The organism is Leptospira fainei serovar Hurstbridge str. BUT 6, assembly GCF_000306235.2.
GTDB lineage: Bacteria > Spirochaetota > Leptospiria > Leptospirales > Leptospiraceae > Leptospira_B > Leptospira_B fainei.
Window position 1 is genome coordinate 104,202 of record NZ_AKWZ02000011.1, and the last position, 23,439, is coordinate 127,640.

20 protein-coding genes are annotated in these 23,439 nt (G+C 43.6%); 12 read left to right on the top strand and 8 right to left on the bottom strand.

Translation table 11 applies throughout. The annotated features are described in order from the left end of the window. Positions 1 to 24 precede the first annotated feature (24 nt). Genes LEP1GSC058_RS18225 through LEP1GSC058_RS18235 form a run of 3 tightly spaced genes read left to right on the top strand, consistent with a single transcriptional unit; the run spans position 25 to position 3,592 of the window. Complete coding sequence (locus LEP1GSC058_RS18225) at positions 25 to 558, top strand: adenine phosphoribosyltransferase (protein WP_010568512.1); 534 nt, start codon at positions 25 to 27, stop codon at positions 556 to 558. A gap of 6 nt (positions 559 to 564) precedes the next feature. Then, complete coding sequence (locus LEP1GSC058_RS18230) at positions 565 to 2,028, top strand: S1C family serine protease (RefSeq protein WP_016551179.1); 1,464 nt, start codon at positions 565 to 567, stop codon at positions 2,026 to 2,028. Next, entirely contained in the window at positions 2,015 to 3,592 is a 1,578-nt protein-coding gene (locus tag LEP1GSC058_RS18235) for a S1C family serine protease (protein ID WP_408605711.1), read from the top strand. Before LEP1GSC058_RS18230 ends, LEP1GSC058_RS18235 begins: the two co-directional genes overlap by 14 nt. Positions 3,593 to 3,596: 4 nt before the next feature. On the opposite strand, the gene LEP1GSC058_RS18240 is transcribed toward LEP1GSC058_RS18235, so the two are convergent. From LEP1GSC058_RS18240 to zigA, 4 genes are all read right to left on the bottom strand, one after another. Beyond that, positions 3,597 to 4,856 carry an AZOBR_p60025 family cell surface glycopolymer formation protein gene (locus LEP1GSC058_RS18240; RefSeq protein ID WP_016551338.1) on the bottom strand — a complete coding sequence of 420 codons (1,260 nt, stop codon included), beginning with the start codon at positions 4,854 to 4,856 and terminating at the stop codon, positions 3,597 to 3,599. A gap of 12 nt (positions 4,857 to 4,868) precedes the next feature. Beyond that, positions 4,869 to 6,437 (bottom strand): hypothetical protein, encoded by a 1,569-nt coding sequence (locus LEP1GSC058_RS18245; protein ID WP_039948806.1) that lies wholly within the window; start codon positions 6,435 to 6,437, stop codon positions 4,869 to 4,871. Next, complete coding sequence (locus LEP1GSC058_RS18250) at positions 6,434 to 6,832, bottom strand: Fur family transcriptional regulator (RefSeq protein ID WP_016551288.1); 399 nt, start codon at positions 6,830 to 6,832, stop codon at positions 6,434 to 6,436. Before LEP1GSC058_RS18250 ends, LEP1GSC058_RS18245 begins: the two co-directional genes overlap by 4 nt. Before the next feature lie 83 nt (positions 6,833 to 6,915). After that, a complete protein-coding gene (zigA, locus tag LEP1GSC058_RS18255; protein WP_016551333.1) occupies positions 6,916 to 8,145 on the bottom strand; it encodes a zinc metallochaperone GTPase ZigA in 1,230 nt (409 codons plus the stop codon). Between the two features lie 171 nt (positions 8,146 to 8,316). On the opposite strand from zigA, the gene LEP1GSC058_RS18260 reads away from it, so the two are divergent. Continuing rightward, positions 8,317 to 9,030, top strand: a complete 714-nt coding sequence (locus tag LEP1GSC058_RS18260; protein WP_016551246.1) for a leucine-rich repeat domain-containing protein — start codon at positions 8,317 to 8,319, stop codon at positions 9,028 to 9,030. Between the two features lie 10 nt (positions 9,031 to 9,040). Here the strand turns inward: LEP1GSC058_RS18260 and LEP1GSC058_RS18265 are convergent, their stop codons facing one another. After that, on the bottom strand, positions 9,041 to 9,883 hold the full coding sequence (locus LEP1GSC058_RS18265) for a hypothetical protein (RefSeq protein WP_232224748.1): 843 nt from the start codon (positions 9,881 to 9,883) through the stop codon (positions 9,041 to 9,043). 37 nt (positions 9,884 to 9,920) lie between these two features. Here LEP1GSC058_RS18265 and LEP1GSC058_RS18270 point away from each other — a divergent pair, with 37 nt between their 5' ends. Then, entirely contained in the window at positions 9,921 to 11,537 is a 1,617-nt protein-coding gene (locus LEP1GSC058_RS18270) for a peptidase M30 (RefSeq protein WP_016551381.1), read from the top strand. Between the two features lie 8 nt (positions 11,538 to 11,545). Here the strand turns inward: LEP1GSC058_RS18270 and LEP1GSC058_RS18275 are convergent, their stop codons facing one another. From LEP1GSC058_RS18275 to queA, 3 genes are all read right to left on the bottom strand, one after another. Then, positions 11,546 to 11,857 (bottom strand): YbaB/EbfC family nucleoid-associated protein, encoded by a 312-nt coding sequence (locus tag LEP1GSC058_RS18275; protein ID WP_016551110.1) that lies wholly within the window; start codon positions 11,855 to 11,857, stop codon positions 11,546 to 11,548. 82 nt (positions 11,858 to 11,939) lie between these two features. Next, complete coding sequence (locus LEP1GSC058_RS18280) at positions 11,940 to 13,562, bottom strand: S16 family serine protease (RefSeq protein ID WP_016551229.1); 1,623 nt, start codon at positions 13,560 to 13,562, stop codon at positions 11,940 to 11,942. Positions 13,563 to 13,637: 75 nt separating this feature from the next. Further along, the gene (gene queA, locus LEP1GSC058_RS18285) at positions 13,638 to 14,678 is read right to left on the bottom strand and encodes a tRNA preQ1(34) S-adenosylmethionine ribosyltransferase-isomerase QueA (RefSeq protein WP_039948860.1); all 1,041 of its coding nucleotides are present in this window, start codon (positions 14,676 to 14,678) and stop codon (positions 13,638 to 13,640) included. A gap of 116 nt (positions 14,679 to 14,794) precedes the next feature. Between queA and LEP1GSC058_RS18290 the strand changes: the two genes are divergently transcribed. From LEP1GSC058_RS18290 to LEP1GSC058_RS18320, 7 genes are all read left to right on the top strand, one after another. Further along, entirely contained in the window at positions 14,795 to 16,123 is a 1,329-nt protein-coding gene (locus tag LEP1GSC058_RS18290; RefSeq protein WP_016551125.1) for a glycosyltransferase family 87 protein, read from the top strand. 7 nt (positions 16,124 to 16,130) lie between these two features. After that, entirely contained in the window at positions 16,131 to 17,273 is a 1,143-nt protein-coding gene (locus tag LEP1GSC058_RS18295; protein WP_016551147.1) for a glycosyltransferase family 4 protein, read from the top strand. Between the two features lie 4 nt (positions 17,274 to 17,277). Beyond that, entirely contained in the window at positions 17,278 to 17,889 is a 612-nt protein-coding gene (locus LEP1GSC058_RS18300; RefSeq protein WP_016551086.1) for an LIC20162 family protein, read from the top strand. A gap of 1 nt (position 17,890) precedes the next feature. Then, positions 17,891 to 19,276, top strand: a complete 1,386-nt coding sequence (locus LEP1GSC058_RS18305) for a hypothetical protein (RefSeq protein WP_016551326.1) — start codon at positions 17,891 to 17,893, stop codon at positions 19,274 to 19,276. An 80-nt stretch (positions 19,277 to 19,356) separates the two neighbouring features. Then, on the top strand, positions 19,357 to 20,856 hold the full coding sequence (locus tag LEP1GSC058_RS18310; RefSeq protein WP_016551247.1) for an MBOAT family O-acyltransferase: 1,500 nt from the start codon (positions 19,357 to 19,359) through the stop codon (positions 20,854 to 20,856). A gap of 12 nt (positions 20,857 to 20,868) precedes the next feature. Then, positions 20,869 to 22,035, top strand: coding sequence for an SGNH/GDSL hydrolase family protein (locus LEP1GSC058_RS18315; protein WP_016551320.1), 1,167 nt, complete (start codon positions 20,869 to 20,871; stop codon positions 22,033 to 22,035). Next, a complete protein-coding gene (locus LEP1GSC058_RS18320; RefSeq protein WP_016551165.1) occupies positions 22,032 to 23,432 on the top strand; it encodes an MBOAT family O-acyltransferase in 1,401 nt (466 codons plus the stop codon). Before LEP1GSC058_RS18315 ends, LEP1GSC058_RS18320 begins: the two co-directional genes overlap by 4 nt. Positions 23,433 to 23,439 lie beyond the last annotated feature (7 nt).

Genomic DNA, 23,439 nt, shown 5'->3' on the forward strand with positions numbered 1-23,439 from the left:
AGATTGGAATAGGACTTCGAGCCTATGTCCATCGTTAAATCAAAAATTCGTACCATTCCCGATTATCCCAAAAAAGGAATCCTTTTTCGCGATATCACTTCTCTCCTATTGGATCCGGAAGGTCTAGCACTTACTATCGGAACTTTTGTGGACAGGTATTCCAATCAAGGAATCACGAAAGTCGCAGGAATCGAAGCTAGAGGTTTTATTATCGGTGCTCCTGTCGCTTTTCAGTTAGGAGCCGGATTCATTCCGATTCGGAAAAAGGGGAAATTGCCTGCGGAAACCGTAGCTCAAGAATATGATCTTGAATATGGAAAGGATATCATTGAAATTCATAAGGATTCCGTATTTCCAGGCGATAAAATTCTGCTTATGGACGATCTAATTGCTACCGGAGGCACTATGATCGCTGCAACGAAACTTTTGCAGCGTTTGGGTGCGGTGGTCACCGAAGCCGGCGTGATTATCGACTTACCCGATTTGGGAGGAGCTTCCAAATTGAAGAAGGAGTTAGGAGTCGATGTCTATTCTATCTGCGAATTCGAAGGCCATTGAAGTTTGATGCCCATTCTTAAAGTCGCATTCGTTTCTTTTGTTCTTTTAGTATTTTCGCTTCCCTCCTTTGCGGAGGAAAAAACGGACTTTGACGGCGTTCGAAAAGCGGTCGTTCAAATCAAAGTTTATTCCCAAGCGATTAATCCTTATTCTCCTTGGACGACGGACGGAGTGCGCGCGAGCTCCGGAACAGGTTTTCTGATCGGAAAAAAACGAATCCTTACGAATGCCCATGTGGTATCGAACGCAAAATTCATCCAAGTTCAACGCTATAATCAGACCGAATGGTATCGAGTAAAGATTCTCTTTATCGCTCACGATTGCGACCTTGCAATCTTGGAAGCCGAAGACGGACAATTCTATAAAGATTCCCGCGATTTGGAACTCGGAGAAATTCCCGAATTAAATTCTCCTTTAATCGTCGTAGGATATCCGATCGGAGGCAATAAGGTTTCCGTTACTCGAGGCATCGTTTCAAGAAAAGAACAATCGGAATATTCTCATTCTTCCGTCGACAGTCATCTTGTCCTTCAAGTAGACGCCGCAATCAATCCCGGTAACTCGGGCGGTCCCGCTATTCAAGGCGACAAAGTCGTAGGCGTCGCCTTTCAAGTGGCCACCAAAGGAGAAAACATCGGATATCTAATACCAACGAACGTTATCCGACATTTCTTAGTGGATATTGAAGATGGAACTTACGACGGCTATGTCGAGCTTGGAATCAGTTTTTTGAATTCTTTCAATGCTTCTCTTCGGAAAGCGCAAGGGGTCCCCGAAGGCCTGGAAGGCGTATTTGTTACTCGAATCCTTCCTCACGGTTCCGCAGACGGCTATTTACAGGAAGGGGACTATCTCACCGAGATCGACGGAAGTCCGATCGGGAGAAATGGAACCACGACTCTTGATAAGGATGCTAGAGTCGATTTTACCGAAAACGTCGACAATAAGCATGCCGGAGATAGAATTAAATTCAAGGTATTTCGGGGAGGAAAGCTCATCGATATTTCCTTTGAAGCTAAGAGAATGCCCGATTTTGATTTTATGCGAAATCGGTACGACTCGCCGTACGACTATGCTATGATCGGCGGTCTTCTCTTCCAAGAAATGTCTCAGGATCTTTTAGCGACTTGGAGTCGGGCCGGAAGCACTTCGGGCGGTAGCCAATTTTTATACAGGTATAAATATTTCATCGCAGACCGAATCAATCGTTATAAGAAAGCCGACGTAATTCTTTATAGAAAGCTTGCTCATCCGGTAAATTCATCCTCCGATTATTTTCTCAATTTGGTCGTAGAATCCATCAACGGAACCCCCGTGAATAGTCTGGAAGATTTGAAAAAGATCCTCTCCTCGACAAAGGATCGTTACTTACGATTGAAGTTTCTAGACGTAGAACTCCCGTTAATTTTAGATCGGAATGAAGCGGAAGCCGCCGATCGTCAAATCCGTTCCACATATGGGTTGGAGTAACACTTTGAAATTCCGTAATTTCTCTATTATTTTTACGATATTCTTTACCTTCACGATTACAGAGGCTAAGGCCGGAAAATCTTCCAAAGTCGCAACGGCAAAAAAAGTTCATGAATTAAAGACATCCTCTTCGAATGTCTCAGCCAAGACTAAACCGGAAGATGGATTCGAAAAGAGCATCGTTCAGATCAAAGTTTCCTTTCAAGAACCGGATTATATTTCTCCCTGGAAGAAAAAAAACCCGCGAGTTCGAAGAGGAGTCGGAATCGTCGTCGATGGAGAGAAGATTCTAGTACCGGCGCAAATTCTTCAATACTCGACTCTAGTGGAAGTTAAAAAATTTTCCTCCTACGCGGAAACCAAAGCCACAATCTTTCGAATCGATCCGGAAACGAATTTAGCCCTGCTAAAAGTGGACGAAAAAGGTTTTTTCCAAGATCTAAAACCTTCGGAGTTTCAAACGAGTATCTCCTATCCCAAGCAAATATCCATCTACCAATTGGATAATTCAGGATCTATCCAAAGCGCGACCGGAGCATTACTCAGCTTGGACTTGGATCTCTATCCGCAAGGCCAAATCGAACTTCCCATCCTAGACGTTAACTCGACGGAAACCTTAAACGGAAACGGAGAAGTCATCGTTGAAAATGGAAAAGTCGGCGGTATATTATTCGATTTTAGCGGAGATAAAAACGCAGGCAGGGCTATTCCTTCCTTTTTAATCCGTAAATTTCTCGGGCTTTCCGGAAACTCGCAAATCGCCTACAAAGGATTTCGACATCGGCCGGTAACCGACGAGGCAACGAAAGCATATTACGGAATCAACGGAAAGAATGAAGGAATTCTCGTTGCGGAAATTCTTCCCGGAAGTTCGGCAGACGGAGTTTTGAAACCGGGGGACGTGATCCTTGAATTCGGCGGAAAAAAAATCGATTCCAAAGGCTATTTTGAGCATCCGTCTTACGGTAAGCAGGTTCTTTCCTTTCTCGCGCATATCGGCGATGAATTCGGATACGAAGTTGGTAAAAATATTCCGGTAAGTATACTTAGGGAAAAAAAGAAAATAGAAGTAAACCTTCCGCTAAAACCGTTTCCTTATACTTCTATCAGAATTCCCCATCGTGATCCTTCCAATCGACCAGATTTCTATTTGGATGGCGGCTTTCTTTTCGTTGATCTTTCGGAAAATTACCTGCTCGAGTGGGGAAAGGATTGGCGATCGCGAATAGACAAAAAGCTTCTATATTTGTACGATTATCATAAGTTCAGATCATCCGGAGATAATGAGGGAAGAATCGTTCTCTTATCGCAGGTGATACCCGACGAATCCAATAACGGTTATCACGAAGTTTTTGCAAGAATTCTCGAATCCGTGGAAGGAGCTCCCGTTCTTTCCGTAAAAGATCTCATGCGAAAAGTGAAGGAATCCAAGAAGAATTACATTTCTATTGTGCTCGATGACGGAACCGATATTATTCTGAATAAAGCGGAACTTGCGAATACGAACGCTAGAATCAGCGCCCAGTACAAAATCCCACTATCTTCGATGGGAGAAAGAAAGTAATTCCTTACCAGATACTGTGCGTCAACGGTTTGCCGATAAACGCGATCTTAACGAAAAATAGGATCAGGACGACACCGCACAATCCCCAGTAATGCCATGGCGCAATTCGATCGTCTTCCGCCTGCCAAAGAATCAATAACGGGATGGAAACCGTAAACATACGGGAAATGTTTTCATACGTAGCCCAGTATAAAATATAGCCTGCGGAGAATATTGAAAACATAGTAATGGCGAATCCCAGTCGAAACGGAAATCCCTTTTTCCAATCCCCTCGGAAAAGAAGAAAGCAACCGCTTAAAAACAGAAGAAGCAGGGGAAATCTGGAAAACTTTTTAGCCAACGATCGAAACAACCCTCCGTCCAAAGGCACGGATCCCGCCCAAAGACCGTAAATCTCCCTCGAATAACCTGCAATTCCGCCTAACGGATCGAAAAATTCCGCGAAGCGAGTCGGTGTGGCCTCCGGAAATTTTAATTTTAAAAATATATTCCAGAGCCCGGGAAGAACTAAACAAGCAAGAATCCATAGACTGCGACGAAAGTCTTTCTTAAGAAGCGAATCGACGCCGAGAGGAAAAAGTAAAAATAATGCTTGTTCCTTCGTAAGAAGCGATAGTCCCCCTAATAATGCGAATAATGCATACCTTTCCTTTTTGTAAGCCCAATAAGTGAACACAAGAAGACTAATTAGAATCGTATCGGAAACTAAAAGTATATAGCTGCCAAGAGCAAAAGGGGAAAGTAAATAAAAGACGGCGAGAATCTTTTTCCGATTCGGCAACAAATCGCGAATCGCCAAAAAGGAAAAGATCATAAAAAATATGTGAAGGAAGTACATTCCGAAGATTGTTCCGTACGCCCCGAACCATCCGAACGGAGCCGCCAATAACGGGTATCCGATTCTCGGGGCTCTTACACTCGTTTCAAAACCTTTGGGCCAATCCAAAGCAAACCCTGAAATCATTCGGGAATAGAAATAGAAAATTTGGCCGTCATAACCGGCTCCTAAGTTTCCCTCCTCCCCGCGAAAAACGACCGCCCCCTTAGGTACCTGCGGAGAATTTAAGTCGCAATATTCCTTTCCGAAATTAATTTGCGCCGTCGGGTTCCAATCGTACTTTTTCCAAACCATCAAGGAAGAAACCGAATACATAAGAATAAAAAGAGCGATTAGGATATTCTTATTCTCTAATATATCATAAATTTTCCGGTAAAAATTCCCGGCGAGTAACGGAAACTTGCTTTCGCGCAGATTTTCTTGCACCCGTCGATCTCCTTATTTCTCAGCGTGAATTTCTTCGCCGATCCAGGATGAGAAAGTTTCCGTGGAGGCTTGTGCGGCCGAATAGGTCAGATGATGCGGATCCAGAAAATCCCTTTTATCCTTCGCTAAGGCCCTAGCGTCTCGGAAGGAGTAATGTTTCGAACCTAGCGATTGCAAATACGAAAGGTATCCTTTATACCAAGGGCTGTTTTCATATACGACTCTCTCCATAGGGTTTTCGGCCGAATTCACTATCAGTACCTTGACTCCTTGATCTTCCAGATACTGAACCCCCTTTTTTAGATATTCCAGTTCGGACCAGGTAAAAAAATGCGAAGAAGCGCTTAATTTTTCCTTGGCAATTTTAATCACTTTTAAACGAGTTAATGCGGATTCCGCGTCTTTGTTCCGGTAGATTCTTTTCTCATAATCTTCCGCATAAGTAGCATCGTCCAGATCCGCAATTCTAGAATCGTCTACCCCCGGAATTCTCGTGTAAGAGATATCGCTCCTGATTTCTCTGCGACAGAAATTCTGCGATAGTCGAATCCCGTAAATCTCTTCGGTCCCGAAAATTCGCGTGTCGACTTCGTTTGAAGAAACGGGCTTATCCGTTTCAAACCGTAGCAGTATCTTATCCGATATTCCCGGGAACTCTAAATCTAAATTGGCCCATCCCGTCTTTTCGAACGTCTTATCGAATATAAGAGTTTCCTCTGGCTTTTCCTGAAAGATTCTTATTCGAGTTTTTTCATTCTGAAGAAAGATGCTTTCCCGAAGGTGCCCGCTCTTCGTTTCACAACCGATCTGGAATTTGGGCTTGGTCCAGCCTCTCAAATAAATTCCTTCTTTCGGCAGAATGCCCGTATAATAATGATAAGACCGACCGCTGCGGAAATGATGCTCGATAAACGAGTCGAAAGGATCGTATACGAAACTTCGATACCGAGTTAAAAGAAATAAGGACCTGGATAAGAGCGCTAAAAATTGCGGTTTTCCTAGTTTCCAAATATTTGCGATATTTTCGCTCAGAAACTCCGCCGGATATAAGATTCGATTTTGGTGTCTGCCGGTACTAAAATCCGAAAATAATCTTTTTTCGTCGAACCCTACCGAAGTATCGACTCTTCCCGAATCTAGCTCGTCCTTGCCGACTAAGTAATCCAATTGAAAATCGGCAGGATTTAAAACATAAAAAACGAGTTTGGGTTTCTTTGACGCAATATCTTTTCGATAATAATAGAAATCCGACGGCGTAAGCGCCGGATGTGCGTAAAACTCGGCTCTTATTTTTTTGGAAGGATCGATTTCGGTTTTTTGAAAGTGTTCGGTAATTCTCTCCGGAAAAACGGAATATAGAGCAACGCTACTTCCTACGACCAAGACTCCATCTTCATTCTCGTTGAATTGAATCTTATTTCTTTTTTCTAAGAAGTTAAACCAAGGAGACGTGTCCCATTCCAATTCGTTCGGAAAATGAAATAAAACAAAAGGGAAAACGATCCTATCTAAAAAGGAAAAAAAGGCAAGGAACGCAATACTCATTCCGAGTACGCGTAGTTTGAAGATCTTTTCAGTCATTTGTTGGTTAGGTTACATTCGGAGCAAACCCCATAAAGAATGATCTCATGGGAGTCTACTCGAAATCCTTTAGGTAAGTTTTCGATCGGGAAAGGACAAACTTCCACATCGAACACTCGATCGCATTTGATACAATGGAAATGATGATGGTGTTCTAGATGGCTCGTTTCAAAACGAGAGGATTCCCCGGGAAGTTTGATCTCGTGAATTTTTTCGGATTCTAATAGATTGCTTACGGTCCGGTAGACCGTCGCTATTCCGATATTCTTTAATGTGATTTTGGAAAGATCGTAGATTTCCTTTACGGATAAAGGACCCTTCGCATCCTGGATCACACGAAAAATTTCTTCTTTCTGTTTTGTCTTCCGAGACGCGGTTTTCTTATCTTCGTTCATTTGGGGATCCCAAGTAAACTATGGGAATACAATTTACGATAAATCCTAGAATACGAGGGCAAATTCTCGTCGGTCTTGAAAATCTATCTGGACGGACTTTCGAGCTCTTCCTCTTTTCGAATTTCCCATTTCGGAAACGGATCCGAAAAGGATTCCCAACTTATCGGACCGCAGGAAAATTCCTCATCAGACACGAGACAACCGTCTAGTAAGCTTGTGATTTCTGCGTGGTCCATGTCAACTCCGATTAGAACGATTTCCTGTCTTCGATCTCCGTACGGTTCCTGCCATTGGAACGAGATTTCTCTTTCCAATTCCTCTTCAGGCCATTCCGATCTAGGAGTCGCGGCCCACCAGAGTCCTGCGTCCTCCGTTCGACAAGCCCCACCCGCCTGAGACCAACCGCCAACAGAATCCATACGAGACGCCAACCAAAAAAATCCTTTGGAACGAATTACTCCCGGCCATTCTTCTTGAAGTATGTCCCAAAATTTCTGCGGATGAAATGGCTTTCTTGATCGGTAAACAAAGGAAGTGACTCCGTATTCTTCCGTCTCCGGGAGATGTTCTCCTCTAAGTTCTTTCAGCCATCCGGGCGCCTCCGCGGCCTTTAAAAAATCGAATCGACCGGTATTTAAAATCAGTTTCGGCTCCACTTCCCCTTCCCGTATCGGAACAACGAGCGCCTCCGGGTTCAAGCGCTTCAAAATGGACGTTAAGTTATTTAATTCTTCGTTCGAAACCAAATCTATCTTGCTGACCAAAAGGACATTCGCAAATTCCACTTGCTCGATCAGAAGGTCGACGATGGCTCTCTCGTCCTCTTCGTTTGCCTCTAGATCGCGATCGGCAAGATCTTCCGAAGAGGAATAATCCTTTAGAAAATTACCTGCATCAACGACCGTTACCATTGTATCCAAATCCGCGATTTGCGAGAGAGAAAAACCGCTTTCGTCCTCGAATGTAAAGGTCTCCGCAACGGGAAGAGGTTCGGCAATACCAGTGGATTCAATAATAAGATAATCGAATTTGCCGTCTTTTGCCAGCTTAGAAACTTCGTTTAACAGATCTTCGCGCAACGTACAACAAATGCAACCGTTGGAAAGTTCGACCAAGGTTTCTTCCGTACGCGATAGTTGTGCTCCTCCGGATTTTATCAGGCCCGCATCGACATTCACTTCACTCATGTCGTTTACTATCACTGCAACTTTAATGCCGTCGCGGTTTTTCAGAATGTGATTGAGTACCGTTGTTTTTCCGGAGCCTAAGAATCCGGATAGAACCGTGACTGGAAGTCGGCGAGTCGATTGCATAGAATTCAGCCTTTTCGGACCCCTGAATCTGTCAAACATTATTGATAATTAATTATCAATACATTGAGCTGTAGTCTCATTCTAAAATCGATATTTCCCGATGCTTTTGCCGAGAATTGATCGAGTATAAATTCGTGTTTCCATGAAAGCCTACAAGGTTAGAATTCAGTTATGAGAGGAGCCGGGATTCTTCTAGGGATAATTTTGATCGGATGCTTATTCCCTACGAAATCAGGATTGCCGATCCGAACTCAATCGGGAAAGACACTAGGTTATTATCCGGTCGAAACTCGATGGATGGGCTTTGACCAAGCTCCTTCGCTCGAAGATCTCTCCTCGTTTCAGAAAGTGGAAATCTTGGAATTTCCGCTTTCAAATCTCTCCTCACTGGAAAAGTTACCCCAACTACCGCGTCTTCGATATATCAATCTTAGCGAAACCAAAGTCCGTAATTTTAAACCGTTGGAAAAGCAGTTCAAGTTGGATTCGATTATTCTTAACGGAAATCCGATTAATGATATCGATATCGCCACATATTCGGGCTGGAATCGACTCACTCGAATCGAGCTTTCCAACACTAAAGTTTCTAGGCTGGAATTTCTGGGTATAGGGTGCGCAGTAAGACATCTTGAGCTTCGGAATACGCTAGTTTCCGATCTTCGACCGTTGGCAAATTGTTTACAACTAAGGGAATTGTATCTGCAAGGGACCAAAGTTTCAAACTTGGCTCCGCTGTACGGATTAAACGAACTCATGCATTTGCAATTGGATGGGACTGCGGTCGCGGATGCGGCAATCAGCGATCTCAGAAAAAAATTACCCTATCTAAAGGTCTTTCCCGGCCTACGCAAAATTCTAAGTTCCGAAACCGGATTAGATAGATAGAAAATCCGATTTATTCATAGGCCAAAGGGGAGGCTTCCCCGGGATTCGTATATAAAATAAGATCACCAATGGAAATACTTAATCCATCCGCCTGAATTTCTCCAGTAGTTTCCACGGTAATCAGGGATCTAAGTCTCCGCCTCTTTCCATCCCGTTTTTCTAATACGAGAGCCGCATCTTTTCGAACCTTGGAAAGACGCATTCCCCAGATCTCCAAAATTCCCTGCTTAGCAAACAATACGACGGCGGCTACTCGATTCGGAGCGGACGAAGCTGATCTTCTCAATTTGATCCCCTCCTCTTCGCCTTCCGGTCCCGGAATTAAACGGATTTCATTTTGTCCGGATTTCCATATTAGAAATTCAAAATGGTCGCATTCATAAGCGCGAGTTAACGTCCAACGGTCTCCGCTGCCCTTACTCGTATACATTCTGCAAAGTTTAGGTCGAAACCGGTACCCCCTTCCCTTGGGGTCCGCGACGATTTTTCCTTCAAACCTAGTTTCTTCCCAATTCTTAGCTTCAGTGACCAAGAGTTGACTAAGAAGAAATTCGGGGCGCTCTCTTTTCGTATTAAGGTAAATTTGTCTTACGTAGAAGCCGGTAGGAATACTTTGAATTTGAGAAAAATATTCTCCGTCTTCCGGAAAGGCGGTAATCCCTTCGGGGTAGTCCATAGAGTCCGTACGATCTATCGGAGAAGGACGAAAGGAACATTGGAAAGAAAACAACGATATAAGAAATAAATTTCCAAACGAGGAAAAATATTTCCAACGAGAAAAAATCGAAACGGCCAATGCGACTTGCTCCAACAATAGGGTCTTTCCTAATTGACCATAAGATAGGGTTCGCACGAGTAAAGCAGATTCCTATTTAGGAAGACGACTACCAATGAACAGGTTCGCCAAACAGGAACCGATGCACATCGGGACGAGAGGTCGGATTAAATTCCGCGCCGCAAGATTGGTATGTTCTTTCTTTTTTATTCTGCTGCCGTCGATATTCGTCAATTTTTGCACGGCCTTTCTTCAATCTAAATCCCAAAATTCGGAATATCCCCCCTCGATCAGCCAACTTTTGTCATTAGTCGCTTCTTCTCCCAGTTGCAATGGCGACGGTGCGTTTTGGGCGAGAGACTTGGTTTCAAACACATCCTATTGCACTCAGACGAATCTCGTCGCTTCGGGACAATACATTAACGTTTACGCGGAACCGTCATTAGCCGGTGCATTAAATTATCAGAATATAGCAACGGAATTCGATGCACAGATACACCCTCGATTAGAGGCGGCTTTTGGGGTTCCGAACGATCTGGATCATAACGGAAAGGTAACGATCTTAGTATTGGATATACGAGACGGAAGTACGCCCGGAGGGTCCTTTGTAGCGGGATATTTCGACCCTGCCGATTACTACCCGGATTCGCTTACGTCCCGTATTCGATCCAATTTCCGGGACATGCTATATTTGGACGGGGTGCAATTAGTCGCTCTAAGAAATAAGGATCTGGCAAACGGAAAACCGGATACGTTTTTAGCCACGATGTCCCATGAATACCAGCACTTGGTTCGCTTCCAATATGAGGCGACCGCATTGGCCCAGGGAGGAAATCGGGACGAAACTTGGATTAACGAAGGGACAAGCGAAGTCGCATCCGATATAGCCGGATATTCCCCCCAAACGGCCAGAATCAATTGCTATCGAGGAAATATTCCCGGGGCTTGTGCCAGAGGGGTCAATGGCTCCTCGATTTTCGGCTCGCCTCGCTACAATTCGGTAGTCGATTACGCGTTTTCCTATCCGTTCATGAAATATATATATCTTTCCTCCGGCGATAATACCGCAGAACGAGATCTGTTCTTCAAAGCAAGTGTACAGGGAATTGCCGGAATTCGTGCTGTCGACGCAAGCAGCTTATTCGAAGTATTTCGAAGAACGTCTCAAGCCTACTTTACCCAAGACCCTATCGTGAATTCTCTGGGGTCGACATCGGGAGACACATTTCGCATGATATTCGCCGCCTTTCTATGGCAATCGATCGGGGACACGTCCCCTGATACAGTTCAAGCGGGCACGGATATGATCGGAGCGGATGCGCTTCGCCAATCAATCGATTCGATTATTACCCGATTTCCGTTTGTTGAGGCAAATCTAGACGGAATAGAACTACAAGGTTTATACACTCCAAGCAGACTCCCTGAGATCGTCCCGCTACCTACATTGAGCCCCGGTCAATTTCAGCTCGTAAAATTGAATCAGGAAAATGTGAACGCTTCACCCGGACTATTTTTAATGAAGAAAAGTTTTAATGGAATTAATTATTCAATTCAGGTAAACACCGAGCCGAACCGAATCGGAGATATTTCCTTCTCGTACGGAAAAACGAATTCGGCAGGGGACGGACAAGGAATCGAATTACCGGCTTCGGATAGTCCCAATCCGATATGTCCTCATGATTTCTTAAAAGTGAATTCGGCTCCCGTTAGGTTTCCGGGATTCCCATTATAAAAAGAGAATTAAGGCGTTCCGGAAAGCAATCCGCGAAATTCTCCCATTCTTTCTTCTGCCGCTTTTTGCGCCAATTCGATCGACTGATTCACGGCCTGCTTTATACTTTTCTGTAATAGTTTTTTGTCGTTCTTTGCCAATAACTCGTCTTCGATTCGAACTTCCTGTACCACGAGTTTTCCGTCCGAAATACATATAACCAAATCGTTCTTGGACTTTCCTTCGAAAGATAATGCTTGCAGTTCTTTTTCCAGACGTTTCATCCGAACTCGCATCTGGTTCATCTGTTTTAGATTCTCTAAGTTCTTTCCGCCGAACATTCAATCCCTCTCCGTCCCGGAATTTCCGGTTTCAATTAAAGGATTTTTAGCCGCTCTTACGAAGCAAGTCTTTCTCAGACTATCACGAATGTTCTTCGGCGTCTCTCTTACGGTCGATTCGCTCTTCTATGATTCGGAACAAACTCCCCTCAGGATACTTGCCCGGCTTGGACATCTTTCCCGCCGGCGCACCGAAAATTTCAGGAATCAAATCCTCGACGTGAGAACAGGAAACGATCCGAAATTTTCCTTTTTGCATCGAATGTAGTATTTCTCTCGGTAAATTCAAATCTCGCACATTATCTTTCGGTATATAAACCGTGTATCTATCGCTCGGAGATCCGCTCAGCTTTGTGACATCATACCAGGCCTGTATTTTAATGTTCACCGAGCCCACAGGTAGAATGTCGCCGTACTGCGAAAGCGCCCCCGTAACCGCAATATTACAGGGAATCTCAAGGTCCGAAAGAGCCGATAAAAGCGCCAAGAGCTCGGCACAACTCGCCGAATCTCCATCAATCGGGGAACTATTTTGTTCGAACAAAATCGAAGCATCCAGACCGAAAGACTGAATGTGTGAAAACATTCCTTTGATATAGGATTGTAAAATAAACACGCCTTTATCATGGAGATCTCCGGAAAGATTTACTTCTCTTTCGATATTGATTAAATTTCCGGTCCCCAAGGAAACTCTTGCCGAAACTTGGTTTACTTGCCCAAAATCCAGCAACGACGATTGCAATAAGATCACGGATAATCCGTTGATACGGCCGGTTTTCTTTCCTTTCAACGGGACTGAAATCAATCCCTCTTTAATATTCTCGATGTATTTGCGCTTATGGATAGCGGTTCGTTTCTGGATTTCTTCGGGGGCACGTTCTATCTGAATGCGGCTGACCGCTTTTTGGCCTTTTTTACTAAGAGCGAGAACTTCCGTCACAAAGGAGCGTAATTCGGATAAATGTAAGGACAATCTTCTTTGGCTGTCGTTCCAACGAAGCGCCAACTCTAGAAGAGCATCCAAGGCGCTCTGGTCCATCGGAGGATAGCCGGGTTTTTCCCAAGATTTGACCAAACCCGAAAATAGGGGTAACCACGCCGCAGTCAGACTGATTTCGTAAGGCATATGAATTTTGAAATCGAAGCTCCCGTAAAAATCCGGATCCAGCTGCGAAATGGCATCCACTTCAGTTTCTTCTCCGATCAGGATTAGTCGAAATCTAGATTGAATGCTCGGATAAAATCGATTGATATGACGGGAGTCAGGTCCTTCCGGCAAGGAAAGAAAATCGATCTTTCCGGTTAAGAGGACTCCTTTCAAAAAATAATATAAATCAGGATCTTCCACTAAAGGACGAAGTGGCAAAAGTAAAAGCCCGCCGTCCGCCTCGGCAATTCTTCCTGCACGATATTTGTCCGAATTGGGAAAACCCGCCAAAGACAATAAAGTCGGAGTCGGTTCTGCGATCACCGGCCGATTTTTTCCGATATCGGAAAGGTAATGAGCGAATTGCAAAAGGTTCGATTCTATCTCCGGACCTGTGATCAGTATATGCCTAAAAAGCTCCGGATTTTCGAGTGCTTGGTGAAAAGTTCTGACCTCTTCCTTATGGAAGACCAGGAAATCGGGTAATCCTTTCAGTTGTTTCGGTTTGGGCGCTTTGAATTTAGTTTGAGCCTGGGCGGGAAGAACTTTGCGTAACACTTTCCCATACTCTCTTTACTGGGAGATTTGCTCAATAAAAATAAGCGATTCCATCGTTTTAGATTCGTATCGGTGTTAGAGAAGCAACATCGCGTCACCGTAGGAAAAGAAGCGGAATCCTTTTCGAACAGCGTGACGATATGCGGATAATACCTGTTCTTTGCCTGCAAACGCGCAAACTAGAAGTAGCAAACTACTTTCCGGCAAATGAAAATTCGTGATTAGCCCGTCACAACTTGATATCCGATCTCCGGGCTGGAGGAACAAACGGGTTGTTCCTTCACCGGCTCGAAAGCGTTCCGCTTCCGGATCATACAAGGATTCTAGAGCTCGGAGTGTCGTTGTTCCTACAGATATGATTCTTCTACCGGTTTTCTTTGCGGAATTTAAAACTTCGGAGACTTCCGAAGAAATGAAATACGATTCTTCGTGTAGTTTCTTCTCTCGAAAATGCTCCGGTGAAAGCGGCTGAAATGTTCCATAACCTACTCTCAACTCCAATTCCACAAAATCGATTCCTGCGTTCCTAATTTCGCTCAGCAATTCCGGCGTGAAATGCAAGCCGGCGGTTGGAGCCGCGACCGAGCCTAAATTCTTAGCGTAAACGGTTTGATAACGAATAGAATCTTCTTCGGAACTCTCCCGCTTGAAATACGGGGGAATCGGGATCTTTCCGATGATTTCAAAATCTTCCTCGCGAAAATCGGGCTTACATTTTAAAAACGTGAACTCTTCTTTTTTATGCAGTACGATGAATTCGAATGAGTCGGATTCCTCCGACCTCAACGAAGTTCCTTCCCTTAACTTTTTAGAGTTTCGAATTAGAGTCTTCCAAATATTGCCTTCTCCTCGAGAAAGAAATAAGGACTCATGTCGACGCCCTGAAATCGTTTTTAAATAAACTCTACGCTTACTAACTCGGGCGGCATTTGCTATTAGCACATCCCCCTTCTTGAGATATTTCCGGACGGAGGTGAAAGAAACTTCTTCAAGTAAGGCATTTCGTTTTCGGTCCAAAACGAGGAGCCGACTCCCGTCACGGCGAGAGGAAGGATGCTTTGCAATTTGATCTTCCGGAAGATCAAAGGAGAACTCGGAGAGATCCTGAATTTCCATAGTTCCAGAAAAAACCGGAGAGACTTGAGGAAAACCGATTTTTCTCTTCGGGTCAAAGCGCAACCGAGAATCGTTATTTTGTTGGCTTTTCGAGGCTTCCAGAAAAGAGTACCTGAATGCGGATCGATCTCCGAAGACGGGGGCCCCTGCTCCTTTTTATAACCCTGCTCGCGTATCTTTTATTAAACGGGCTGAGTCACGTATCACAGGACACGGACTTTAAAGATTATTTCGAAGCCTCTAAAAATTTCCGAATCCAGAAAGATCTGTATAATCTCGACGTTTTAGAGGAACTGATAGCGGAATTAAAATCAGGTAAACTAAACTTAAACGATATTCTCAAACCCGAAATTTTTCTACGTCTTCAAGCTAAAATGGATAATGTAGGAGCATATATTTATCCTCCCACATTCGCCTTTTTGTTAATTCCGCTTTCCTTTTCGGAATATGAAATCTCGTCGGCGATTTTCTTTTGCCTTAATTTCGCAGCTCTCGTAGCGAGTCTTTTTTTGATCGGAAAATTCCTAGGATACGATAGGCAATTCCTGTTTCTGACGACCGTTACCCTACTTTGCTTTCGGTTTATCGAAAATCACCAAAACAACAACCAAGTCGGCTTCATTCTGATTTTCTTAATTCTCTCCTCCGTAACCGTCAAAAAAAACTGGCTGGCCGGGTTATTGTTGGCGCTTGCGATCGTGATCAAGATCACTCCCGCAGTTTTTCTTTTTTATTTTTTAGTCAAGAGAAGATATTCCGTAATTTTCTATACTCTCGGATTCGGAATATTATGGGCGTTCCTTCCGGCTTTAACCGAACCTTCCTTTACTTGGAAAATGAATCAAACCTGGTACGAACTCGTTTTGGAAAAATACCTAAAATCTCCGGCCATTCGAGCTTGGAAAAATAATCAAAGTTTAAGTTCCACTCTGGCAAAATATTTCCTACAATATGCGGATATTATGAATCAAGGTAGATTCGGAATGCCATTCGTCGAACTTACTTTAAACCAAATCAAATGGATCGGAAACATTCTATCTTTTGGAATCGCTGCCCCGTACTTGTATAGGGCTTATAAGGGCGCCTCGGATGGTTTTCTTTTGTCCGGACTCTTTTTCTTTTCCGTATTGTTTAGCGGAATTTCCTGGATTCATGCGTTCGTATTTTTACTTTTTCCGACTGCATTCGTTCTTTCCGGTTTTTGGCCTAGCACCGAAAGATTTCCGAATCGGGGCGAATGGAAGTCGTTATTCGGCAAAAATAAAGCGACAGGCATTTATCTGATTCTTTCTTTTGCTGTTCTGCTTTTAAATCGAGCGATTATCGGTTCAGCCGCTGAAGAATTGCTGATGATGCTTTCCTTTTTATTTTACATTTCCGTAATTCAATACTTTTGCCTCTTCTTTGTCGAATCTAAAAAGAATCCGGAATCAGAGCCGACTTAGCCAAGAAATGATTGTTAAGGATTCTTTAAAATATAAACCTAGAATCGCAGTAGACGCCAGGCCATTGGCATACGGCATTAACGGAAATTCCCGCTACCTCGCAGAAATTCTCCAAAGGGTTTTGAATGAAAATTCTCCTTTAGAATATTACCTTTATTCCAATAAGCCGATCCACCCGGTATTTCAGGAAATAACTAAGAAAGCTTCCGTTTTTATTCCCAGTCGACTGCCGGGGCTTTTTTGGCTGAATTTTAGCATGCCCTCGATGTTTCGCGAACATAGAATCGATATTTTTTGGGGAACTCTCCAACTATTACCCGTATTCGGTCGAAATATTCCGATGGCGGTTAATTATCATGATCTAAATTTTCATTCGGCACCGGAGACGATGACCACTGCTAACTATTGGCAGCATCGATTATTTTCCCCCCTGACACTCAAACGAGCCGATAAAATATTTTGCCTATCCAAGAATACCCGAAGAGAGATCGCAGAATATTTACCGAGCATCTCGGATAAATTGCAAGTCGTGTACCCCGGTGCCCAAGGATTTGAAAGTGTCGTTCCTCCGAATAAGCTCTTACCGAAAAATTTCCTTTTTTCCGTCGGCACGTTGGAGCCTAGGAAAAATTTGAATACCTTGGTGGAAGCGTATAGAACTCTCAAAAAGGTCGATCCCCATTATCCGTTCTCGCTGGTTCTTGCCGGACGCCTTGGTTGGAAATCGGAAGGTCTGACCGAAGTTCTTAGAAACGGTTCGCTCGAATCCGAAGGAATTTTTTTTATCGAGAATCCTAGCGACGGGGAATTAGGCTGGCTGTATAAAAATTGTTCTTATTTTATGTTTCCGTCTTTGCACGAAGGCTTCGGCCTTCCGCTTCTGGAAGCAATCCAAGAAGAAAAACCCTGTATCGCCTCCGATATCCCCGTTTTTCACGAGGTCTTGGATTCGCAAATCGATCTTTTCGTATCTCCGAAAGATACGGAAGCTTGGACCAAAGCAATGTCCGAAGCCGGAAATCGCGGGGTTCGGACGCGCGGCGGTAAGTCTAGAAAATGGTCCTGGGACTCCACTGCGCAAGAAGTCGAAGAAGGTCTTGTGGCACTCTGGAAAAATAGAAAACGAAAACCAGGGAAAATAGAGGAATAACGGCATGAGCAGTACGAAAATTCCGGAGAAAAAACTTGCATCTTGGTGGGAATGGGCGCAGACCTCAGCTAATGAACGAAATAAAAAACGTCTCTCTTTGAAACTTCGTAAAAATCCGATCCCGGCAATCGTATCAGTAGGAATATATGCAGGATTTCTAAATCTTATTCTGCCGTTTCGGGAAACCATCGCGATTTGGTTATTTAAATTTGTGGAATTTCTTCAAATTCCCAGAGTATTGAAACTGCAATTGCTCGTGGATCCCCGGCTTTATAAATATTCCGCAATGGTCATAGTCGGATATATTGCTTTTGCGTTTTTCTTGGATTTGGTTCGTTTTTTGGATAAAAATCTGTTCAATAATCTATATTGGGAAGGCGCTAAACTCAAGCTTACTCGAAGAGGCTGGTTAGGAGGAGAGTCCGTTCGCTGGGAACCGAATCAATTAGGATTACAAATTCTGCATAAAGGCGGAGTCTTACGTAGGCTATTAGGTTTGGAAAAACTCGTATTTTTTCTGCAACCCTCGGGCGCCGACGTTTCTTTAATAGCGGAATCGCCGTATTTCTCTTCTCGCAAAAATTCGGAGTTCTTGAAAGAACTGTTTCATTCTTAGGATGAATCCGTTTACAAAGTTTTTTTTCTATCCTTTCTCCCGTTTCAAGGCGCTTTTCGTTCGAAAGTTACCTTGGGAAGGATTTCTATTTTTAGGATGTTTAGCGAGCGCACTTTTTTTATTCGATCTTCGGTTTCTTTCCAGACATTACGACTGGGATTCCATCGTTTATACGCATAATATCAGCACGGACAAAACTTGGAAGGTATTCTTCAATCCCCATCATATCGGTTTTGAAAGTACAGGATATTTGTACCTAAAATTTTGGCGATGGGCCCACGGTCCTGATTCCCTTATGTTCGGGCTTCGCTTAAGGACGCTGTATTTCGCTATTCTATTCATTTTCGTCCTTATGGTAAGCTATTGGAGATTGTACAAAGATATCGTCGGGGCGGTGTTGTTAGGCTTGGGAGTTCATTGTACTCAAGGTTTTTGGTTTTACGCTCAACATAACGACACTCCTCTGATTCACTCCTGTCTGACCGCCTGTCTATATCTATTTTGCGTATGGAATGCGAGAAACGGATGGTCGACGGGGAAATTATTCTTCGCGTTCTTCCTACAAGTTTGGAACGTTTATTTTCATCAATCGGATACGATCTTTTTAACTCTCGTACCTGCCTCCTTGCTGTTTGCTAAAGAATGGCAAGGAGCAAAGTTTGAATTCTCTAAAAAAATCAAAGTCATCCCGATCTATTTGCTCGCAGTCGTTTCCACTTTGACGATCTCTTATTTATTCGTCGGCTTTATCATTTTGGACCGTGATCTTACTTCGCCGCCTACGAGCGAAAAGAATTTTGCAAATTGGCTCTTTCTTTATGCGACCCAAGAGAAATGGGGAGTCGCAAAAGGAGCTAAAGATTATGTTATGAATTTCTATCGAGGTATCGGAGACGCCTTTCTAAATTTTGAAGGAGTTAAAAACGGGCTCCGAATCAAGGTCGCAAACCCAACGGACTTAAAAGCCTTACCCTATAATTTAAATTTGGGTTTTTGGGCCGTATGCATAGGGCTCGCGTTAGCTAACTGCGTTAGACTTTGGAGAAGTTTTAAGATTGAGGTAATTCTTCTTAGCCTCTGGCTGGTCCCGTCCTTACTTTTTTATACTTGGTGGGAAGGGTATTTTTTCGAATTTTGGGTCTCCACTATAATCGGCCTCCTTATTTTTTCGGCATTAGTATTACGATCTTTCATATTCGGGCCCTTGTATTTCGGGACGAGAGCTATCGGGCATATTCTACTACTAGCTTATCTTCTTTTGCTACTTTGCGTAAATTTTACTTATTCAACCTATCCCCGTTCGGAACGACCGACGGTTAGTTTTATCGAAGGAATCGAAGATAAATACAAAGCGATAACGCCGGAGCCCGTTTATGGAAAAGAATGAGCGCCTTCCGAACTTTAAAATAGGGTTGTGGGTTTCTCTTCCCGCAAAAAACTGCTCAGGAACCGAGGAAAGACGCACTCATGCTGTTTAATTCCGTCCACTTCATGATTTTTTTGCCGATCGTTTTGATCGTAGCGAAGATTTTGAAAGGAACCAATCGGAGGGTTTTCCTCCTTCTATCAAGCCTCTACTTTTATAACGCCTGGCATCCGGCCACAATCAAATGTTCCGATCTTCGTACCGGAAGTTGGATCGAATTCTGGATCGATAAGTCGTTTTGCGATTTCGGAATTAACTTATATATACTGATCTTAATCGTTTCGATGATTGTCGATTACTTTGCGGCTCTTTTGATGAGTCGAGAAGGAGCAAGCGACAAATTCAGGAAAATCTGTCTAGTCGGTTCTTTAGTTACCAACCTCGGAATTCTAGGTTACTTCAAATATACGAATTTCCTTCTAGAAGTTTTTGCCGACATTCAAAATCTCGGACCTACAAAGATAGACCCGTTAAAGATCATTCTGCCTGTCGGGATTTCTTTCTACACGTTTCAATCCATGAGTTATACTATAGATGTTTTCAGGAAACAGTTAGAGGCTCGCAAATCGTTTTTGGATTTTGCTCTTTATGTTTCTTTTTTCCCGCAACTAGTAGCGGGACCTATCGTGAGAGCGCATACTTTCTTCCGAGACCTGGACCATCCTCCGACAGTTACTCGACAAGATATAGAAATCGCATTCTGCCAAATACTAATGGGCTTTACGAGAAAAATCGTTTTTGCCGATAACCTCGGCAAGGTTACGGATTTTACGTTCAGAAATTATGCCACTCTCAATCCGATAGAAATTTGGACCGGAACCTTGGCGTTCGGCTGGCAGATCTACTTTGATTTTGCAGGCTACACCGACATCGCGATCGGGGTTGCGAGATTATTCGGATATAAATTCGATCCGAACTTTAACTTCCCGATGGTGGCGAGAAACATTGCGGATCATTGGAGCAGATGGCATATCTCCTTCTCCACGTGGATACGAGATTATATCTATATCCCGCTGGGAGGGTCTCGTGCGGGAACTCTTATCACTTATAGAAACCTCTTCATAACCTGGTTATTCGCGGGAGTTTGGCACGGGGCGGCCTATCATTACGTGGGATGGGGACTTTGGCAGGGAGTAATGCTGGCCGTTCACCGCGAATACGGAGCGACCAAGTTTGCCGCTTGGATCAACGAAAAAGGCGGCAGAACTTACGATATCTTCGTTCGGATTCTGACCATGTTCTTTCTCGCCTTCGGGTTCATCCTGTTTCGAGCTGAAACGATGAGTAAATCCTGGGATATGATGAAATCGATCCTCTTCTTCGTACCGGGAGGAATCCAGTCCGTTAAGTCGTACGTAAATTTCGAATACGGGTTACTGTTGATTGTCTGTTATACGATGGCTTATTATTTTTCTAAAAATACGATCGAATCGATAGTCGAGAATCGCCGTAAGTTCATTCTTTTCTTTTTGGCAAACGCGTTTCTACTTTTGATATTCGGCGTTACCGAAAGTAAGAACTTCCTGTATTTCGATTTCTGAGGTTATCGGAAAATGAATCCATATTTAAGCCTAATTCGAGACAGAAAGTTTTGGATACCAGTTCTGATCCTTGTTTGTTTCGACCTCTGTCTCCAAACGGGCGCATATAGACCATATTTAAAAAAGGGTTCTTTTGCCGCGAATGTAGTGAGAAACACCGAATACGTTTTGGAAAAAAAAGCGGTCTTCGATCCGACAGTCGTTCTTCTAGGAACTTCCGTAGCCCACCAAGGGCTTTCTCTTAGAATCTTAAACGAAACGTTGGAGCCTTACGGCGAAAGATTACAATCCTTTGCGATGGAAGGAACGGAACTAGTCGTTCAAGATGCAATCGTGCATAAACTTCTCCCTCAGTTCAAGAACGTACGCACCGTAATTCATGTGTTGGAAGTTTCAACTCCGTGGTTGGATTTGCAAAATTTGGAAATCCATACACTCTCGATGTTAAGCGAATTAGAGAGAAGCGTGGCTTTTGAGAAAATCTACGAATTCGATTACAAAGTGAATTACGACGACTTGGCTTTTCTCACTTTCAAAAGCGTCGCATACCGCAGAGATATGCGGGATTTCTTTTTAGATCCGTCAAAGCGGTTGAAAGATATCGGAAGAAGAAGAAGAGAAGCCAAAGTGGATCCATGGCCTTATGAAAACCCGAACCTTGCTCGAATCAGCATGTATCCTGAAGCAAAAGACGTGGAGTCATGTTTAAGAGCCACCGATCCCGCAAACGGACAGCCCATCCCTCAGGGCTCGGATCATTTCCATAAAAAAGCGGTTTGGGATACTTGCATATTGGCAAGAAGAACTCCCACAGTCGTCGGCAGGGATGCGGCGGTGGCTAAATTTTTTCACCGATTGAAGATTCTGCACGATGATATACGTAGGATCGGGAAACAAAATGGGCAGGATATTCGAATCATCGCTGTCCTTGCTCCTTACAGCGATATTGTGCAGGCTTGGAGGACACCGGAAAGAAACCGAATCTGGAAGGAGGAACTGGAAAAGATCAAACCGGGAACGCTTTTATTGGATTATCAGTCCAGTTTGGATGGCAGTAATAACGGAGATTATTATTATGATTTAATCCATTTAAATAGATTAGGGATGATTAAATTTTCGGAAGCGATCGTGAAGGACCTCCCTCCGGCGTTGGGTCATACGGGAAAACAAAGTAAATGATTTTTACATCCACTCTTTTCTTCTTATTCTTTCTAATCGTTTATATCGCCTACTGGACTTGGAATTCCAGAAAATTCCGAGAATGGATTCTATTAATCGCTTCTTTCGTCTTTTATGCCTCTTGGAACCCTCCGTTTCTTCTCCATTTACTCGGAATCGTCGTCCTCAATTATCTATTTTTAGGACCCATCATTCGCACCAAAAGTAAGATTTTACTTAGAACCATACTCATCATCGACCTTCTGAATTTGGCGGTCTTTAAATATTTTTACTTCGTCTCCGATAATCTTTTTTACGTAACGAAATGGTCCTTATTCGATACTTCCTCCATGCCCTTCAAAATCATTCTTCCTTTGGCGATCAGTTTTTACACGTTTCAAATCATGGCGTATATTATCGATGCGTATAAAGGAAAAGTGGAAGAAGGAACGACTCTGTTTCATTTCACGTTATTTTTACTTTTCTTCCCTCAGTTGGTCGCCGGGCCGATTATGCGGGCGCGTGATTTTTTCCCTCGTTTAGAACATTTAAGAATCCACAAAACTTCGATTTATACGGGTCTTTTTCTGATCGGCTTAGGCGCTTGTAAGAAACTGTTGATCGCCGACAATATAGGAGTTTTGATCGACCCCGTATTTGCTAGGCCGAAGGAATACGGGGGGCTTTCCTTATTTTTAGCGCTGAACGGCTTCACATGGCAAGTGTATTCCGACTTCTCGGGCTATACCGATGTGGCAAGGGGTTGCGCGTTATTATTCGGATTCAATATCCCGCGAAATTTTCATTCTCCTTTCTTCAGCCAAAATGTTCACGAGCTGTGGAGACGTTGGCATATCACATTGGGAACATGGTTACGAGATTACGTGTATTTTGCGTTGGGTGGGAATCGACTCTCCGAACTTCGCACAAATCTAAACCAAACAATTACGTTCGCTTTAGGAGGACTTTGGCATGGGGCCAATTGGACTTACATTGCATGGGGAGTTTCACACGGATTCTTTTTGACGGCCGAACGGTTTATGGAGAAGCATGAAATTCGCATTCTACCCGCCCAAGGAAAACTTTTTAAAGGAATGCGGATCATTTGGACGTATTTACTCTTCGTTTTCGCAGTCGCTTTCTTTAGGGCTTTTACGATCTCGGATTCTTTATATTTTCTCAGACACGGATTTTTCGGATTTAAACCCGAAAATAAAACGGCCTTCCTCTCTTTCGACTTAATCATACCGTTTCTCCTGGGAGGTTTCCTATTCCATGCTCTGGAAGAACCGAAACGGTATCCGATGTGGTTTCATAGGAATCGGGGAAAACTCCTCGTTGCTTTCCTTTTGATCGGCGCTCTTTTCTTCGGAAATTACGCCGGCAAAGGCCAAGAGTTTATTTACTTCGCATTTTAGGATAGAT